The following is a 17,296-nucleotide window of genomic DNA, read 5'->3' as shown; positions in this document are numbered from 1 at the left end:
GATATGGAAGTCGTCATAAAGAAAAAACGAACTAGGGGTAAGAGAATTTTTATTTGGTCTAGTAGTATCGTTCTTTTGTTAGTTATTTGTACAGCGATTTTTTTGAACATATATACGCTTAAATCTATGCCAAAGATAGATGGAACGATAAAGCTAGAGGATATACAACATGCTGTTACGGTAAAGCGAGATAGTAAAGGTGTACCGCATATTAAAGCAGAAAATGCGCATGATTTATATTTCTCGCAAGGGTATGTACAAGCACAAGATCGTTTGTTTCAAATGGATTTAAGTAGAAGACAAGCTTCTGGGATGTTGAGTGAAGTTGTAGGGGAGGCAGCTGTTGATCGAGATAAGTTGTTTCGAACGCTCGGTTTACGGCGAGCAGCAGAAGCGTCTGTTAGTCAATATGACGGAGAAGCGAAATATGCCCTGCAGTCATTTGCTGATGGCGTAAACGCTTTTATACGCGAGGCGAAAGAGGAAAAGAAATTGCCAGTTGAGTTTACTTTATTAGGCTATGAGCCTGCTGAGTGGTCAATCGTGGATTCTTTAACGATTGGAAAGTATATGGCGTTTGATTTGGGGGGACATTGGCACGGGCAGGCATTTCGATATTGGGCGCTGAAAAACCTACCGAAAGAGCAAGCAAATGAGCTATTTCCTACATATCCAAAAGATGCACCTAGATTGCTAGCTGAACTGAAAAATACAAATGTGGACGTAGCACAAAGTTTTGCAAAAACGGTCATTCCACCAGAGTTTAATGGTAGTAATAACTGGGTGATAAGCGGTGAAAAGAGTGTGTCTGGTAAGCCGATTCTAGCGGATGATCCTCATTTATCTCTTGCGACACCTTCAATATGGTATCAATCGAAACTTGAAATGAAAGACTTAAATGTGAGTGGCGTTATTTTCGCCGGAGTGCCAGGTGTTATATTAGGCCACAATGACAAAATAGCATGGGGCGTTACGAATACAGGTCCTGATGTGCAAGATTTATATATTGAGAAGCGAAATCCTAATAATGAAAATGAATTTTTGTATAACGATAAGTGGGAAAAGGCTACTATTGTTGATGAATCTATTAAAGTAAAAGGCGGGAAAACAATTCCGTATAACGTGACGGTTACGAGGCATGGTCCAGTCATTTCAGAGTTTGCAGATAAAGGGAAAGAGAAAACGAAAACAGTATTCGCTTTGAAATGGACTGCTTTGGAGCCTTCCGCTGAATTAAAGGCAGTATTAAATATGAATAAAGCAAAAAACTGGAATGAGTTTGAAACAGCTCTTCAAGATTTTCATACACCAACTCAAAATTTTGTGTTTGCATCAAACGAGGGCACGATTGCTTATAAAGCAAATGGAAATATACCAGTGCGTAAAAAAGGCGATGGTAGTTTGCCAGTTCCTGGATGGACAGATGAGTATGAATGGGAAGGGTATATTCCATTTGAGCAGCTTCCAAAAGTAATAAATCCAGAACAAGGGTTTATTTCAACTGCGAATAATAAAATTGTTGATGATAATTATCCGTACCATATTAGTAATACGTGGGCACAGCCATATAGGCAAATGCGTATTCAAGAGTTTTTGCAAGAGAAGGAAAAGTATACGGTGAAAGATTTAGAAGATTTACAGATGGATCAAAAGAATTTATATGGGAAAGAGTTTACTCCTATATTGTTAAAAGAGTTAAATAAAGCATCTTTAAATGAAGTAGAGAAAGAAGGCGTAAAACAATTATCGAAGTGGAATTTTTACGATAGTAAAGATAAAGCGGCACCATTAATTTTCCATTTGTTAATGAAAGAGATTTCAAATACGTTATTTTCAAAAGAAATACCGAAAGATGTGATGGAGTTATTTGAAGGGAAGTCACAAGTTGTTGATGAATTGATTCGAAAAGAAGTAGCGGGAGAAAATAGCGCTTGGTTTACGAAGTACGGAGGTTTCACGAAAGTTGTGCATACATCGTACGAGAATGTAATGAAGAAATTACAGAAGGAATATGGACCCGATGTTGCAGAGTGGAAGTGGGGCGATTACCATCAACTTGCGTTTACACATCCAATTTCAAAATCATCTCATATGTTAGCATTACTTGCATTTAATCGTGAGAAACCAGTTCCAATAGGCGGAAGTCAAGTTACCGTTCAAGCAGCGAGTTACGGAGATAACGGTATTGTCAATCACGGAGCTTCTTGGCGATTCGTAATTGATACGAAAGATATGTCAAACGGTTACCATATCGTAGGTCCAGGACAATCAGGACATTTTAGAAGTGATTGGTATCATGATCAAATAGATGATTGGGTAAATGGTGAGTATCATACGACTACTTTAAATACAGACGGAATTGAAGGGAAAGTATTAACTTTAAAGCCGAGATGATGTGTGAAGAGACTCTTACTATATGTAAGGGTCTCTTTTTTTATTTACCTTACTATTTTTAGGGAGATTATATGGATAACACTTTAATTAATGGAAATGTATTTAATTTTTCTGGAATATATGTTAAATGTTGTATAAAATAATCAAGAAAGTCAAAAATTATGGGGGAAAGTTGTGAAAAAAAATAAGAGTTTAATAAGTTTTTTAGGAGTGTGTATCATGTTGTTTTCTTTTTGTTTCCAGGGAAATGTACAGGCAGATGTAAATACTGTTCAATCTGGAAAAATAAAATCAGGAAACGTAACGGTATGGGAAGTAGGCAATGTAGAGAAAGTGTTAGCAGATGTGGAGCGTTTGAATTTAAATACGGTGAATGTACCGATCCAAGTTGATATTCCGAATGTGAATTCTGCTAATATGGTAATTAATCAGGTGCAAAAGAAACAAGCTATTATTTTAATTCAAGAATTATTAAAGCGTAATATTCAAGTTATAGTGGAGCCGTTCCCGTTTATTCAGCAAGGAAATATTGGAGAGACGGAATGGAACCCGAGTAATATTAACGATTTCTTCTGGAATTGGAAAACGGTTGTTTTACAAGATATTTTTGATTCCATTACTAGTAAATACAATGTGTATGGACTCAAGATTGCTTCTAATTTCGTGAATATGGAATATGCAGAAGGATACTGGAGCGATACAATTGATTTTGTTCGTAAACAGTATGAAGGAAATGTTTTGTATCAAATGAACTGGTGGTTAACTGCAAGCTTTGATCCATCTTATGAAGCGAAGTTTCTGGAAAAAATAAATCGTCCGTATTTAAAAAAGGTGGACATCGTAAGTATTGATAGTTGGTTTGAAGTTTCAGGAAAAAGAAATCCATCGTACGAAGAAGTAAAACAAAGTTTATTTGCGACGACAGTATATAATCGTGGCCAAAATGTCGTTCAGCAACTTGAGAAATTACATAAAACAACAGGAAAGCCAGTGTACTTTGGCGGATTTAACGTGCCAGCGCGTGAACTTGGACTGCAAAATCCGTGGAACCCAGATGTTACGAATGTGTTTTCAAAAGATGTACAACTTAACGGGTGGCGTGCTTACCGTGATGTATTAGAACCGAAGCCGTATTTTAAAGGGTTTTCAATATGGTTTATTGGCTCTAATGATAGTAATCATTCGTATCAAATACATAGTAAAGAAGCAGAGGCAGTTATTAATGGATGGTATCGAAAATAATTTTTATAAAATAGGTAAGTTTTAGAATCTATTACATATATTTTAGTGAAAGGCCTTTCACCATCTTATCACCTAGGGGGCAATCATAATGAAATTTTTGTCTTACCTTACAGTAATACTGGTGATTCTTGGCGGTTTGAATTGGTTGTTTGTGGCGTTAGATTACAATGTAGTTGAGGAATGGTTTGGTTCTATGCCGGCGCTTGTGGATACCATTTATTGGCTCTTTGGTCTTTCAGCTATTTATCAAATTTTTGATCGGTTCTTTACGAGTAAGTAGCTATTATACTTTATTACTAGAGTGTTAAGTATGATTATGTACTTAACACTTTTTTGTATGTTTATAAAAAATAGGGTGCACATGCAAGCGATTCCATTGCGTCTTACGCCATAATAACGGAAAACAAATTGACCGTATATTGTATATGGGTTATAATTCAGAAAGTTTAAAAAATAATCGAATGAGAAATAGGGAGGTTATTAGGGTGATGGAGAGAGTGTATAATTTTTCAGCTGGACCATCAATACTCCCTTTGCCAGTTTTAGAGAAAGTGCAAAAGGAGCTTGTAAATTATAACGGGACAGGCATGTCTGTTATGGAAATGAGCCATAGATCTTCTTATTTCCAAAGTATTATTGATGAAGCGAGCAGCTTACTTCGTGAATTAATGAACATTCCTGATGAGTATGAAGTTTTATTTTTACAAGGTGGTGCGTCATTACAGTTCTCAATGATACCGTTAAATTTAATGAGTACGTATAAAAAAGCTGGGTACGTACTGACAGGATCATGGTCTAAAAAGGCGCTGCAAGAAGCCGAAAAAGTAGGGGAAGTACAAGTGATTGCTTCTTCTGCAAAAGAGAAGTTTACTACGATTCCTAAAATGGATGATTTACCAAATGATGAAGAACTAGATTATGTACATATTACAACGAACAATACAATTGAGGGGACAAAATATGTGGATATTCCACATTTAGAAAGAGTGTCGCTTGTTGCGGATATGTCCTCAAATATTTTATCAGAACAATATGATGTTACGAAGTTTGGCCTCATATATGCGGGTGCGCAAAAGAATTTAGGGCCAGCGGGCTTAACGATTGTAATTATAAAAAAAGAATTAATTGGTGGGGCAGATCGTTTTTGTCCTACAATGTTAAACTATGAAACTTACAGTAAAAATAACTCCCTATATAATACACCGCCATCCTTTAGTATTTACGTAACGAAACTTGTACTAGAGTGGTTGAAAGAGCAAGGTGGCGTATCTGCGATTGAAGAACAAAATAGAATGAAATCTTCACTTCTTTACAATTTTTTAGATGAATCAAAATTGTTTACTTCACCAGTTGATCCTACGTATCGATCACTTATGAACATTCCGTTTACAACACCATCAGAGGAGCTTAACAATCGGTTTTTACAAAAAGCGAAGGAACGCGGCCTTGTTACGCTAAAGGGACATCGCTCAGTAGGTGGTATGCGTGCAAGTATTTACAATGCGATGCCAGCACACGGTGTGCAGCAATTAGTGAATTATATGAAGGAATTTGAGCTTGAGAATAGATAGGGAGATGGGGATATGTTTCGTGTTCAAACGTTAAATCAAATTGCAGAAAAAGGTTTGCAAGTTCTTGGCGGAGAGCGTTATGAAGTAGGGGATAGAATGGAATACCCAGATGGCATTTTACTTCGCAGCTATTCTTTACATCAAGAAGAGTTTTCAAAAGACTTAAAGGCGATTGCAAGAGCTGGTACTGGTGTAAATAATATTCCTGTCGAGCGATGTACAGAAAAAGGGATTGTAGTATTTAATACACCAGGAGCTAATGCCAATGCAGTAAAGGAACTCATTATCGCCAGCCTTATTATGTCTTCACGTAATATTATTAATGGAGTAAGCTGGACGAAAAATTTAGAGGGTGAAGAAGTACCTCAGCTTGTTGAATCAGGAAAAAAACAATTTGTTGGATCAGAAATTGCAGGGAAACGTTTAGGGGTTATTGGACTTGGCGCAATCGGTGCTTTAGTTGCAAACGATGCGTTAGCTTTAGGGATGGACGTTGTCGGATATGATCCTTACATTTCAGTTGAAACAGCTTGGCGCCTTTCTACACATGTACAAAGAGCATTTAGTTTAGATGAAATTTTTGCAACATGTGATTATATTACACTGCATATTCCTCTTACGAATCAAACGAAGGGAATTATTGGTGAACACGCTGTAGAGAAGATGAAAAAAGGTATGCGTCTATTCAATTTCTCAAGAGGAGAACTTGTGGATGAAAAGGTTCTTCAAAAAGCGTTAGAAGAAGATATTATTACACATTACGTAACGGACTTCCCGAATGAAAATGTTATAAAGATGAAAAATGTAACAGCGACGCCTCACCTTGGTGCATCTACATCTGAATCGGAAGAAAATTGTGCGGTCATGGCAGCACGTCAATTACGTGAATATTTAGAGACAGGAAATATTCGTAATTCAGTAAACTATCCAAACGTCGAACTGCCGTATATAGGAAAGAAACGTATTACAATAATGCATCAAAACGTTCCGAACATGGTAGGACAAATTACAGGATGTTTAGCAGAACATCATATTAATATAGCCGATATGATTAATCGTAGTAAACATTCTTGGGCATACACAATGATTGATATTGATAACGGAATTGATGATATAATTAAAGAGAATATTGTAGAAAATATAAGCAAAATTACAGGTGTTGTAGCCGTTCGAATGATTGTGTAAAGGAGAGAGGAACTTGGCAAAAATCCGACCGTTTCGGGCTATTCGTCCAGTAGAAGAAAAAGCAGTGCAAGTTGCAGCTTTACCTTACGATGTATTAAATAGTGAAGAGGCAAGAGAAGTTGTAAAAGGGAATCCATATTCTTTTTTACATGTCGATAAAGCAGAAATCGATTTAGATCCGGCACTTTCACCATACGATGATCGCGTATATGAAAAAGCAGGTGAAAATCTAAATCGATTTATACAAGAAGAAGTGTTCATTCAAGACGAAGAGCCAGCACTATACATTTATGAACTGACGATGCAAGGACGAACACAATCAGGCCTTGTCGTTTGTACATCTATTGACGAGTATGAAGATGATACAATTAAAAAACATGAAAGAACGCGTCATGAAAAAGAGCTAGATCGTATTCGCCACGTAGATGTGTGTGATGCAAATACGGGTCCTATCTTTTTAACGTATCGTACAAAAGAAGATGTGAAACGTATCATCGCAAGCTGGAAAGAAGAACATGCGCCAATCTATACATTTACAGCAGAAGATGGCGTTGAGCATGTTGCTTGGAAGATTGAAGATGAAGATGTAATTGCGAATTTAGTAAACGCATTTGAAGATATTCCTAATCTTTATATTGCAGATGGACATCACCGCTCTGCATCAGCTGCAAAAGTAGGACTTATGCGAAGAGAACAATATCCGAATTACACAGGAGAAGAGGAATTTAACTTCTTCTTATCCGTTTTATTCCCTCACGATGAATTATCAATTTGGGACTATAACCGAGTTGTGAAAGATTTAAATGGCTTATCTGAAGAACAGTTTTTAAAGCAAATCGCGCAGTACTTTTATGTAGAAGAAGCAAATGTTTCTCCATATAAACCAAATGAGCCAAAATCATTTGGCATGTATATAAACGAGAAGTGGTATAAGCTTACTGTGAAAGAGGAAACATTTGATGCGAATGATCTCGTTAGAGGTTTAGATGTATCTATCCTGCAAGATCATTTATTAAGCCAAGTGCTTGAAATACATGATCCGCGATCTGATTCACGCATCGATTTTGTCGGTGGAATCCGCGGGCTAGAAGAACTAGAACGTCTTGTGAACAGCGGTGCATATAAAGCTGCATTCGCGTTATATCCGACGTCAATGGATGATTTATTAGCAATCGCAGATGCAGGGGAAGTTATGCCACCAAAATCAACGTGGTTTGAACCGAAACTGCGTAGTGGGTTGTTTGTTCATTCATTAAAATAAATAGACTTCTTTAGAGTGAAAAACCGAAATGATTTTTAGTTTCGGTTTTTCTTATTTTAAAAGTGTTTTTGAGGAGGAGTATCGATGAAATTGCAAGTAGGCGAAAAAATCACCTTTGAACGAACTTTTACAAAAGAAGATGTTGTTTTATTTACAGAGGTATCTAAGGATGAGGGAATCCACCATGTTACACCAGATGAACAAGGTCGATTTGTTGTACAAGGACTTTTAACATCAACACTGCCTACGAAAGTCGGTGGTGATCATAACGTATTAGCTCGCAAGATGGATTTTGAATTTTTACGTCCTGTTTTTAGTGGTGATACCATTCGTTGCGATGTAACCATTGAACAATTTGAGTCCGATGAAAAAAATCGCACAAAAATTATTGCGCTATTTACATGTAAGAATCAACTTGAAAAAGAAGTAATGAAGGGGAGTTTTTCGGGGATTATTCTTTAATTGGTAGGAAAAGTAATGAATAAGTGGGGGGCCATGCCTCTCAGGCTTAGAGTTTTAATTCCCCCATAACGAAAATTTTATGTATCGTTGAATACTGATAATAAGACGTTATGTAATATACTCTGTTCTTTTCTTAACTATTAGAAAATAGTTGAATAAGCTCGTCAACAAAAAGGACATTCCTAGTATTACAAGAAATGTCCTTTCCACTAAATCATAGGATATTTTGCTAAAATCCAAACTCTAAAATCAGTTTACTAGTTTGACCTGTAAACTGATAATTATAGGATCCTCTCAGACTTTCTAAGTTACCGGTAGCTTTGATAATTGTTCCTGGGGAATCTAAATTTCCTTTATCAAATATACCTTGCTCTATAGCTGTAAATGTCCCTTGTTGCCCCTTATAAATTCCTTCAAAGTGTAAAAATCCAGAAATTTTAGCAGTAGCCAAATGACCATCATTTATATTTGAGTCTAAATAATATAATAAGTATTCAACAAAAGCTTTTCCTTTTAATTCACCATCAATATCATATTCAACATGAGCAATATTAATAGGGAAATCTTTTCTAGTATCATCAATTGGTTTTTCATCCCATTTACTTACTGTAAATGTTATTTCCATACACGTAAATCCCCCTTTATCATTAGATAAGTAATATCCATATCATTTAAAAAGTACCAATTCAGAGTCATATCTCATAGGAGTGTTTTGATTTATTGGATTCCTGCCATATCGCTATCAAGCTAACAAAATAAAATACTCCCTAAAATGAAAAATAGGATCAGGAAAACATAATTATAAAACTTATGGCTCTACTTATTTAAAGTTTCACTCCACTCCACTTTCTAAAATAGAGAAAGACCTATTTTCACAATCAATTTCTGCCATCGCACCGTAAGGTAAAATAAACTTTGGTTCGGTATGGCCAAAATTTAAATTATAAAGAATAGGCAAATGTTCTAAATTATTTTCCTTCATAACCTTCAGTATTTCATGTTTATATTCTTCATAATATTTTTCGTCTTTTGGTTTGCCAAAAATAATCCCATTTGTTTTTTCCAAAACGCCTTGAGCTGCATAATTTCGCAACCAATACTTTATATAACTTGGTTCTGGATGTTCTTCAGATGTTTCAAAGAAAAGGATACTATTCTCCCAATGTTTTTTCTCAGGCCAAAGTTCCGTTCCTTTTACAAATTCCAGTACTTCAATACAACCACCAATCAAACGCCCTTGTACAGTAGTGGAGCCTTGAAGTACCTCATATCCAGTGTTCTGCTGCATCGTACGCCTTTGATTTTTATTCGATTCTATCCATTCTAAACGCTCGCTCGTCCATTCATTAGCTGGTTGAATTTCGCCAATCATCTCATTTGAAAAGAGAGTACGATTTACCGTCGCAATTGTATATGAATCCATCTCTACATTTTCGGCAAAATCGGTTAAAATTGCAGGACCGTAAAAAGAGGAAAGGCTTGCTTTATGACAAAACAAATGTGAAACGGTATCGTCAGAGTACCCCATAAAAATTTTTGGGTTTTCACGTATAATATTGAAATCAATATAAGGAAGTAAACGGATGCTATCTTCTCCACCTATATTCGTAATAATTGCTTTAACGCGCGTATCTTTAAATGCTGTCATTAGATCTTCCGCGCGAGCTTGTGGATTTTTATAAAGGTATTCGCTACCTTTTAAACTATTTGGCATGGGGATAACTTTAAGGCCGAAAACTTCTTCTAATCTCTTTACTCCTTGCTCATAACGCCATCGTAGCTTAGAATCACCTGCTCCTCCCCATGAAGCACTTACTGTCGCCACAATATCTCCTGGCTGTAATCTTTTTGGTTTAATTAACATTTTAACTCCGCTCCTAGATAATTTAATGGACTACGATTATACAAACTGTAGCATTGAAAAATATGCTGCATGAAATTAACTTCTTCAGCATCAATCCGTATACCTGCTGATATTCAAGGATTTGGCATTAGTGTTGAATATAGGAATAATCGATTTAAATTTGAAAATCACAGTATGCAACATTGCATGTGAAAGATGGTTGCTATTTCTTATAATTTGTAACTACAATGGTTACAGGTTGGGCGTATCCAATCAAACAAATAAAATCATCATGAATGTAGATGTTACATAATGGGTATGAAAAAAATGATTTTAGCAGGTGCTTTAGGGATCGCAGCATTATCAGGAACGAATTTACCAGGATTAGAACTGGCAAAAGCGAGTGCTGCTTTTATTGAATCGAATTTCCCGACGTTAGAAGGGCGAGTAGTAGAAGTAGATAACGGTGTGATTGTCGTAAAATCTAAGCAATACGAAGAACCTGTTAGTGTGTATCTAGATTCTCTTTCAAACGTGAAAGTAGGAGATGAAGTAAAAGCTACTGGACCTATGATGCGTAATTTTACAGAATATATGGTTGCAACCGTAGTTGAAAATACATCAAACAAGTTAGGTATGCACATGAAAGAAGACGGTTCGCCTGATTATGTAATTGGGGAAGTATCAAAAGTAGGAACGATGGAAGATGAGGGAGACGGCGCTACTAAATATGTCGTAGTTGAGTATCCATCGCTAAACGGGAAGAAAGTTATTATTGATGTTTTCTTAACAAAGGGACAAGTATTTAATACGGGTGAGAAAATGAAAATTGATATGAAGTATGTAGGTTGGGGCGGAAGTTCTATTAACTGGAACACAACGGATCATATTGAAAAGGTTTATGAGGTAAAGAGCAACGTTGAAAATAATGATGATGTTTGGATTTGGTCTTAATAAGGCGAGGATAAGTCGTTATTTGCAATTTACTCTAAACAATAAATGTAAAAACTAAATGTATCATGCAGTACCCATCAAATTATCATGTGTATGACAATTTGATGGGTATTTTTTATTTTGTGTTTTTTTGAGAATAAGGGATTTTCGATTAGAATATGATGTTTAAATCAGAGCGAGTTTAAAAAATACAATAATGAAAGAGGTGTTTATATATGGAGCGAGATGAGGTTTATTTACGAGCTAAAAAAAGGGTGGAAAATTTAAAAGCGTTTTACATTCATTTAACGGTTTATATACTAGTTAACTTAATGCTTTTTTTTATAAATGTAAGCTCTGATTCAAGTAAATTATGGTTTTTATATCCACTTGGAGGTTGGGGAATCGGCATCGTTATACACGGTTTGACAACTTTTCCATTTGGGATATTCGGAAAAGAGTGGGAAGAACGAAAGATTAAAGAATATATGGAGAAAGATAAGTAAATCCGTTTTGATCATTCTATTTTCAAAATAATACTGAGGAGGGGGTATTGTTCTACGTCTGTTTAGAAAAATGGGATAGAAAGCAGTGAGGTGTGACGGTTGTGGTAAAGACTTTACTGGGGATTTACATTCATATAAATTGCTTTAAATAAACAAAGACGCGAAGTCTCTTCTATGACTTCGCGTCTTTGTTTTTACTTTTTAGAAGGATTAATTAGCCATTCCTATATTCACATAAGCGGCGAATATAACATGTCCAATGATAATAACAGGAGAAATATTCTTGTAAACGAGGTAATAGTGATAGAGAAGCGAAGGGATCCATCGCTACACCTCTAAAATGAATTCATGTACAGTCTATAAATCGTTGAGCTCTTTTAGAAAGCTTCCGATCCTTCAGCCATATAATCGATGATTCGGACTGATAGGGGAAATCTATTAAATCTACTATTTTTATAAATTCTTGCGGGATATGAGATACAGCGCTTTTCGGCAAGATAGAGGCGCCGACTCCAGTCATGATAAGCATAAGAATAAATGCTGAGTCAGGACATTCACATGCTATATTTAATGTTATACCAAGGTGCTTGCATTCATCGATGACGAGCTGATGATAGCTGTTTTCTTTATCTTTATGTAAAAGTAAAAGGGGAATATGACTTAATTCGGTTAGAGGGATTGGAAGGTGTGAATGATATAGTTCCCATTTAGCAGGCATGACTAATACGAAAGGTTCCTTTGATAAACAAATGCTAGAAAAAATATCTTTATTAAAGGGTGTACGCAAGATAGCAAGTTCGATATACCGATTTTCTAATTGCTCTATTAAGTATAAAGGGCCACCTTCCCATATTTTTAAGTTCACATTTGGATAGTTATCTTGAAAATAGCGGATTTTTTCAGAGAGAAAAGGAATACATGAATGAAATGCTCCAATAGATAGATTGCCCCTTAGCCCTTCACCGGTATCTTTAATTTCCGTAATGGTTTCTTCTAATTGATGAATAATGTTTTTGGCTTTCGTATATAAAATTTTTCCTTCTTCAGTCAAATGCATATTTCGACCGTTTCTTTCAAATAAGTTTACTGATAATTCTTGTTCTAGTAGCGATAGTTGCCTACTTAGAGGTGGTTGTGCCATATGAAGTCGGTGGGCAGCACGGGTAAGTTGTTTTTCTTCAGCGATTACAATAAAGTAACGAAGTTTTCTTATATCCATGTCAAAGTCCCTTTCTATACCATTTTTGTATACAAAAACAACCTTATAGATAGTTTTCATATAATATCCCACATGATATCATAAACAAAAAGTTTTAAAAATAGAAAATTCTAAAAATTTAAAATTCTGTTTAGAAAAGGAATAACTTAAAAATAGATTGTATCGCTTTGAGGGGGGGATTTTTATGAAAGTTTCGTTATTTATTACTTGTTTATCAGATGTGTTTTTTCCTCAAGTGGGTAAGAGTGTCGTAGAAATTATGAATCAATGTGGAGTGGAACTAGATTTCCCTGAAGGACAGACTTGTTGCGGGCAACCAGCTTACAATAGCGGATATCATGAAGAAGCAAAACTAGCAGCAAAGCAAATGATCAAAGCGTTTGAACATAGTGAATATATTGTGACTCCTTCAGGTTCTTGTGCTAGCATGGTTCATCTTTATTATAAAGAGATGTTTAAAGATGATAGTGAATGGTATGAAAAAGCGGTTCATTTAGCGGATAGAACGTATGAGTTGACGGATTTTTTAGTGAATGTACTTGGAAAAAGTGATTTGAAATCTAAGTTGGTTGAGAAAGCTGTTTTCCATCAATCTTGTCATATGAGTCGTGCGCTCGGGATAAAAGAGGAACCACTGAAGTTATTATCGCAAGTAGAAGGTCTAGATGTAAAAGAATTACCATATTGCCAAGATTGCTGCGGGTTTGGTGGTACTTTTGCAGTAAAAATGAGCTCGATTTCTGAAACGATGGTTGATGAAAAAATAAAACATATTGAGGCGGCAGAAGCAAATCTCTTAATTGGAGCAGATATGGGATGTCTTATGAATATTGGAGGAAGATTGCGCAGGAAAAATAAAAATATTCAAGTGTTACATGTAGCAGAAGTACTGGCAAAGGGGCTGAATAAATGAGTGTGGCGGGGGAACAAGGATTTTTGAAAAGAGTAGATAAAGCGTTGCACAATCCGCAGATGAGAAGTGCGGTTCCATTTACACAAGATAGGCTTCGGATGGGACGAGAACAAGCTATACATGAATTAGGGAATATTGAAGAATGGCGTGAGGCAGCATCTGAAATTCGGATGCATACAATTGAAAATTTAGATAGTTATTTGGAACAATTAGCTACTAATGTTCGAAAAAAGGGGGGGCATGTTCATTTCGCTTTCAAAGCAGAAGATGCCGTATCTTATGTTTCTGAAATCGCAAGAAAAAAAGGAGCGAAATCAGTAATTAAGTCAAAGTCCATGGTTTCAGAAGAAATACACCTTAATAAAAACTTAGAAGAGATAGGGGTGAAAGTAGTAGAGTCTGATCTTGGAGAGTATATTATTCAACTAGCTGGAGAAGCTCCATCCCATTTAATTGCTCCGGCCATTCATAAGACGAAGGAACAAGTAGCAGAGCTTTTTTCTAAGGAAGCTGGAAGAAAGATCCCAGTTGATACGAATCAATTACTACAATTTGCTAGAGAGCAATTGCGTAAAGAGTTTTTAGAAGCTGATATTGGTATTTCCGGTTGTAACTTTGCGGTAGCGGAATCTGGATCAGTTGTTCTTATAAGTAATGAGGGAAATGCTCGCCTTACTACGACATTGCCAAAAGTTCATATTGCGATTATGGGGATGGAACGCCTTGTTCCGACGTGGAAAGATCTTGATGTAGTCGTTTCAATGTTAACAAGAAGTGCTACAGGCCAAAAGATTACATCTTATGTAACTGGAATTAATGGGGCGCGTTTACATGAAGATATGGATGGACCTGAAGAATTTCATTTAATTATTCTAGATAATGGTCGTTCTGATATTTTAGGAACTGCTTATGAAGAAGTATTAAAGTGTATAAGGTGCGGAGCTTGTGTAAATGTTTGTCCTGTGTATCGTAATATTGGGGGACATGCTTATGGAAGTGTTTATAGCGGACCAATTGGGGCAGTACTAGCTCCTTTATTAGAAGGATATGAAGAATTAAAAGAATTACCTTTTGCATCAAGTTTGTGCGGAGCATGTACAGATGTTTGCCCCGTGAAAATTCCATTACATGACCTTCTCATTGTACATCGTAAAGATGTGGTGGAACAAGGGTTTATAACGAAATTTGAGCAGCTGACCTTTAAAGGTTTCACGTTTATGGCGGGTCATCCATTCGTTTATGAGAAAGCTATTAAAATGGCACACACAGGTTTATCAATATTTGCAAAAGATGGCTATATTGCGAATGGCCCAGGCCCATTAAAAGGGTGGACAGAAAGTAGAGATTTTCCAAAACCTGCGAAACAATCATTCCGTGATTGGTGGAAAAAAGAAAAGAGGGATTCATAATATGAATACGGATGTACAACAATCTTTTTTAAACAATATCGCACGTAAACTAAACCGGGAACGTCGCTCGGGGGTAACTCCTCCCAGATGGAAAAACGATCCACTCAGCCACTTTCCTAAAGAGATAGATCACGAAAGCTTAATAGAGCAGTTTATTACAAACTTGCATACCTTACATACAGAAGTAAGTCATATATACCGTTCAGAAATAGAGAGTGCACTTCAGTACGTTGTACATAAATTTAATGTTCAATCTGCGTTGTATTGGGATGATGATAGATTACATCAGCTTGAAATAGGAAAGCATTTAACAGGAAATTTCGTTTCTCATCGAATTTGGCAAAGTAAAGAAGGTGAAAGAGAACTACGGGATTATGCAGCTCAAGTAGATATGGGAATTACATATGCCGAAATGGGACTCGCTGAGACTGGAACAGTTGTTTTATGGAATGGTGGTGGACGTGGACGTTTAGTTAGCGTTTTGCCAGCAGTTTATGTTGCGATTCTCTCAGAACATACAATTTATAGACGTTTAACAGAAGGGGTAACTAGAGTTCATGAACAGGTTTTGAATGGATTACCCGCCTGTATTAATTTTATCACTGGGCCTAGCCGGACAGGTGATATTGAGATGGAATTAGCTTTTGGAGTTCATGGCCCTGGAAAGGTTCATGTCATTCTATTAAAGGATTAGAGAGAACAACAAAAGAATACGAGGGGGAGTGGGGATTTTGATGAAGAATAAATTTCGTTATTATGTCTTTACAATGCTCACGTTTATTACGATGGTGAATTATATTGATCGAGGGGCCATCGCTTATGCGCAGTCTTTCATTATAAAAGAATATGGCTTTGACCCGAAGGAGTGGGGAGCTATATTAGGGTATTTTGGTTACGGTTACATGATTGGTTCTTTATTAGGAGGTATTTTTTCAGATAAAAAGGGGCCGAAATTTGTATGGATCATAGCAGCAACCGCTTGGTCTATTTTTGAAATTGCGACCGCTTTTGCTGGAGAAATAGGGATTGCTGTTTTTGGAGGGTCTGCTTTAATAGGATTTGCTATCTTCCGCGTTTTATTTGGATTAACAGAAGGGCCATCTTTCGCGGTTTCGAATAAGACAGCAGCAAACTGGGCAGCTCCAAAAGAAAGAGCTTTTCTAACATCCCTTGGTTTTGTTGGCGTTCCGTTAGGAGCAGTATTAACTGCACCTGTAGCGGTCTTCTTACTATCTTTCACTAGTTGGAAAGTAATGTTTTTTATCCTTGGTACAATTGGGATTGTATGGGCGATTATTTGGTATTTTACTTTTACGAATATGCCTGAGGATCATCCACGAGTGACAAAAGAAGAACTAGCAGAAATACGAAGTACGGAAGGTGTGCTTCAATCAGTAAAAGCAGAGAAAGAAATTCCAAAAGAGCCATGGTACTCCTTTTTTAAAGTTCCGACATTCGTTATGGTTACGATAGCATATTTTTGTTTCCAATATATCAATTTTTTAATATTAACTTGGACACCGAAATATTTGCAAGATGTATTCCATTTTCAATTATCTTCCCTTTGGTATCTTGGGATGATTCCTTGGCTTGGAGCTTGTATAACATTGCCGCTAGGGGCGAAGCTATCTGATCGTATTTTACGTAAAACAGGGAATCTTCGTTTAGCTCGAACAGGGTTACCGATTATTGCTTTATTACTTACAGCGATTTGTTTTAGTTTCATTCCCGCGATGGACAATTATGTAGCTGTATTAGCGCTTATGTCGCTTGGAAATGCGTTTGCTTTTTTACCGAGTTCATTATTTTGGGCAATTATTGTCGATACAGCTCCTGCTTATTCAGGAACATATAGTGGAATTATGCATTTCATCGCTAATATCGCGACAATCTTAGCCCCGACTTTAACTGGATACTTAGTTGTAAGTTATGGCTATCCTTCTATGTTTATCGTAGCTGCTATTTTGGCCGCTATTGCAATGGGGGCAATGTTGTTTGTAAGACCAGGGCAGCAAACGAAGACTGAAAGCTTATTTAACTGGAGAAGTAAGAAAGGGTTAGAGGAACCTCGTGCTAATTTTGAATGAGTAAAGTAAGGTATAAAAAATGAGTTATATGCATTTGAAGTGAATCTGAATAGTAGTAAATGAAAAAAACTCCTGAATTCGCATACTAAGTATGCAAATTCAATGGAGTTTTTTTGTTTGAAGAAAAGAGTTCATTGCTCGGAAGAAATAAAGAGAAATGATTAACCAAGCAAAAAGAAAGTATTTGGATTAATTTTTTTCAAAATGGTCTCTTTTTATTTACCGTAGAATTTTGGATTGCGTGATGTTTTTATTCGAAGTTTGCGCGAGT

The 17,296-nt window shown here is 36.3% G+C and carries 16 protein-coding genes; 13 read left to right on the top strand and 3 right to left on the bottom strand.

Annotation, left to right across the window (positions count from 1 at the left end; genetic code table 11):
* The first annotated feature begins 3 nt into the window (after window positions 1-3).
* The 7 genes from BAU27_RS26195 (at window position 4) to BAU27_RS26165 (ending at window position 8,115) form a co-directional block, all read left to right on the top strand.
* Window positions 4-2,394 (top strand): penicillin acylase family protein, encoded by a 2,391-nt coding sequence (locus BAU27_RS26195; protein WP_071772489.1) that lies wholly within the window; start codon window positions 4-6, stop codon window positions 2,392-2,394.
* Window positions 2,395-2,568: 174 nt separating this feature from the next.
* A complete protein-coding gene (locus BAU27_RS26190; protein ID WP_071772466.1) occupies window positions 2,569-3,636 on the top strand; it encodes a glycoside hydrolase family 113 in 1,068 nt (355 codons plus the stop codon).
* Window positions 3,637-3,724: 88 nt separating this feature from the next.
* Window positions 3,725-3,916 (top strand): DUF378 domain-containing protein, encoded by a 192-nt coding sequence (locus BAU27_RS26185; protein ID WP_000670797.1) that lies wholly within the window; start codon window positions 3,725-3,727, stop codon window positions 3,914-3,916.
* A gap of 208 nt (window positions 3,917-4,124) precedes the next feature.
* Entirely contained in the window at window positions 4,125-5,207 is a 1,083-nt protein-coding gene (gene serC, locus BAU27_RS26180) for a 3-phosphoserine/phosphohydroxythreonine transaminase (RefSeq protein ID WP_071772488.1), read from the top strand.
* Between the two features lie 12 nt (window positions 5,208-5,219).
* Window positions 5,220-6,392 carry a 3-phosphoglycerate dehydrogenase family protein gene (locus tag BAU27_RS26175; RefSeq protein WP_071772465.1) on the top strand — a complete coding sequence of 391 codons (1,173 nt, stop codon included), beginning with the start codon at window positions 5,220-5,222 and terminating at the stop codon, window positions 6,390-6,392.
* 13 nt (window positions 6,393-6,405) lie between these two features.
* Entirely contained in the window at window positions 6,406-7,653 is a 1,248-nt protein-coding gene (locus BAU27_RS26170; protein ID WP_071772464.1) for a DUF1015 domain-containing protein, read from the top strand.
* An 84-nt stretch (window positions 7,654-7,737) separates the two neighbouring features.
* Window positions 7,738-8,115 carry a hotdog family protein gene (locus BAU27_RS26165; protein ID WP_071772463.1) on the top strand — a complete coding sequence of 126 codons (378 nt, stop codon included), beginning with the start codon at window positions 7,738-7,740 and terminating at the stop codon, window positions 8,113-8,115.
* 229 nt (window positions 8,116-8,344) lie between these two features.
* Here the strand turns inward: BAU27_RS26165 and BAU27_RS26160 are convergent, their stop codons facing one another.
* Entirely contained in the window at window positions 8,345-8,740 is a 396-nt protein-coding gene (locus BAU27_RS26160) for a DUF3224 domain-containing protein (RefSeq protein ID WP_071772462.1), read from the bottom strand.
* A gap of 207 nt (window positions 8,741-8,947) precedes the next feature.
* Window positions 8,948-9,979 carry a S66 family peptidase gene (locus BAU27_RS26155; protein WP_071772461.1) on the bottom strand — a complete coding sequence of 344 codons (1,032 nt, stop codon included), beginning with the start codon at window positions 9,977-9,979 and terminating at the stop codon, window positions 8,948-8,950.
* A 291-nt stretch (window positions 9,980-10,270) separates the two neighbouring features.
* Between BAU27_RS26155 and BAU27_RS26150 the strand changes: the two genes are divergently transcribed.
* Window positions 10,271-10,912, top strand: a complete 642-nt coding sequence (locus BAU27_RS26150) for an ATP F0F1 synthase subunit alpha (RefSeq protein ID WP_071772460.1) — start codon at window positions 10,271-10,273, stop codon at window positions 10,910-10,912.
* Between the two features lie 215 nt (window positions 10,913-11,127).
* Window positions 11,128-11,397, top strand: coding sequence for a 2TM domain-containing protein (locus BAU27_RS26145; RefSeq protein ID WP_071772459.1), 270 nt, complete (start codon window positions 11,128-11,130; stop codon window positions 11,395-11,397).
* A gap of 346 nt (window positions 11,398-11,743) precedes the next feature.
* Here the strand turns inward: BAU27_RS26145 and BAU27_RS26140 are convergent, their stop codons facing one another.
* Complete coding sequence (locus BAU27_RS26140; RefSeq protein ID WP_071772487.1) at window positions 11,744-12,616, bottom strand: LysR family transcriptional regulator; 873 nt, start codon at window positions 12,614-12,616, stop codon at window positions 11,744-11,746.
* Between the two features lie 184 nt (window positions 12,617-12,800).
* Between BAU27_RS26140 and BAU27_RS26135 the strand changes: the two genes are divergently transcribed.
* From BAU27_RS26135 to BAU27_RS26120, 4 genes are read left to right on the top strand one after another with little or no spacing between them, the layout of a single operon-like run.
* Window positions 12,801-13,529 carry a (Fe-S)-binding protein gene (locus BAU27_RS26135; RefSeq protein ID WP_071772458.1) on the top strand — a complete coding sequence of 243 codons (729 nt, stop codon included), beginning with the start codon at window positions 12,801-12,803 and terminating at the stop codon, window positions 13,527-13,529.
* Window positions 13,526-14,938: a LutB/LldF family L-lactate oxidation iron-sulfur protein gene (locus tag BAU27_RS26130; protein WP_071772457.1), complete on the top strand. Its 1,413-nt coding sequence runs from the start codon at window positions 13,526-13,528 to the stop codon at window positions 14,936-14,938. The genes BAU27_RS26135 and BAU27_RS26130 overlap by 4 nt, the downstream gene beginning before the upstream one ends.
* Before the next feature lies 1 nt (window position 14,939).
* Entirely contained in the window at window positions 14,940-15,632 is a 693-nt protein-coding gene (locus tag BAU27_RS26125) for a LutC/YkgG family protein (RefSeq protein ID WP_071772456.1), read from the top strand.
* A gap of 40 nt (window positions 15,633-15,672) precedes the next feature.
* Entirely contained in the window at window positions 15,673-17,025 is a 1,353-nt protein-coding gene (locus BAU27_RS26120; RefSeq protein ID WP_083596177.1) for an MFS transporter, read from the top strand.
* The last annotated feature ends 271 nt before the right edge of the window (window positions 17,026-17,296 follow it).

Source organism: Bacillus sp. NH11B (genome assembly GCF_001884205.1).
In the GTDB taxonomy this organism is placed as follows: Bacteria; Bacillota; Bacilli; order Bacillales; family Bacillaceae_G; genus Bacillus_A; species Bacillus_A proteolyticus.
Note: the sequence above shows the minus strand (reverse complement) of the source record. Positions and strands in the feature narration are given on the sequence as shown.

Bases quoted from the DNA above. Each gene is read 5' to 3' on its own strand.
- BAU27_RS26195 (WP_071772489.1), top strand. From the start codon at position 4: ATGGAAGTCGTCATAAAGAAAAAACGAACTAGGGGTAAGAGAATTTTT.
- BAU27_RS26185 (WP_000670797.1), top strand. From the start codon at position 3,725: ATGAAATTTTTGTCTTACCTTACAGTAATACTGGTGATTCTTGGCGGT.
- serC (WP_071772488.1), top strand. From the start codon at position 4,125: ATGGAGAGAGTGTATAATTTTTCAGCTGGACCATCAATACTCCCTTTG.
- BAU27_RS26175 (WP_071772465.1), top strand. From the start codon at position 5,220: ATGTTTCGTGTTCAAACGTTAAATCAAATTGCAGAAAAAGGTTTGCAA.
- BAU27_RS26165 (WP_071772463.1), top strand. From the start codon at position 7,738: ATGAAATTGCAAGTAGGCGAAAAAATCACCTTTGAACGAACTTTTACA.
- BAU27_RS26160 (WP_071772462.1), bottom strand. From the start codon at position 8,740: ATGGAAATAACATTTACAGTAAGTAAATGGGATGAAAAACCAATTGAT.
- BAU27_RS26155 (WP_071772461.1), bottom strand. From the start codon at position 9,979: ATGTTAATTAAACCAAAAAGATTACAGCCAGGAGATATTGTGGCGACA.
- BAU27_RS26150 (WP_071772460.1), top strand. From the start codon at position 10,271: ATGGGTATGAAAAAAATGATTTTAGCAGGTGCTTTAGGGATCGCAGCA.
- BAU27_RS26145 (WP_071772459.1), top strand. From the start codon at position 11,128: ATGGAGCGAGATGAGGTTTATTTACGAGCTAAAAAAAGGGTGGAAAAT.
- BAU27_RS26140 (WP_071772487.1), bottom strand. From the start codon at position 12,616: ATGGATATAAGAAAACTTCGTTACTTTATTGTAATCGCTGAAGAAAAA.
- BAU27_RS26135 (WP_071772458.1), top strand. From the start codon at position 12,801: ATGAAAGTTTCGTTATTTATTACTTGTTTATCAGATGTGTTTTTTCCT.
- BAU27_RS26130 (WP_071772457.1), top strand. From the start codon at position 13,526: ATGAGTGTGGCGGGGGAACAAGGATTTTTGAAAAGAGTAGATAAAGCG.
- BAU27_RS26125 (WP_071772456.1), top strand. From the start codon at position 14,940: ATGAATACGGATGTACAACAATCTTTTTTAAACAATATCGCACGTAAA.
- BAU27_RS26120 (WP_083596177.1), top strand. From the start codon at position 15,673: ATGAAGAATAAATTTCGTTATTATGTCTTTACAATGCTCACGTTTATT.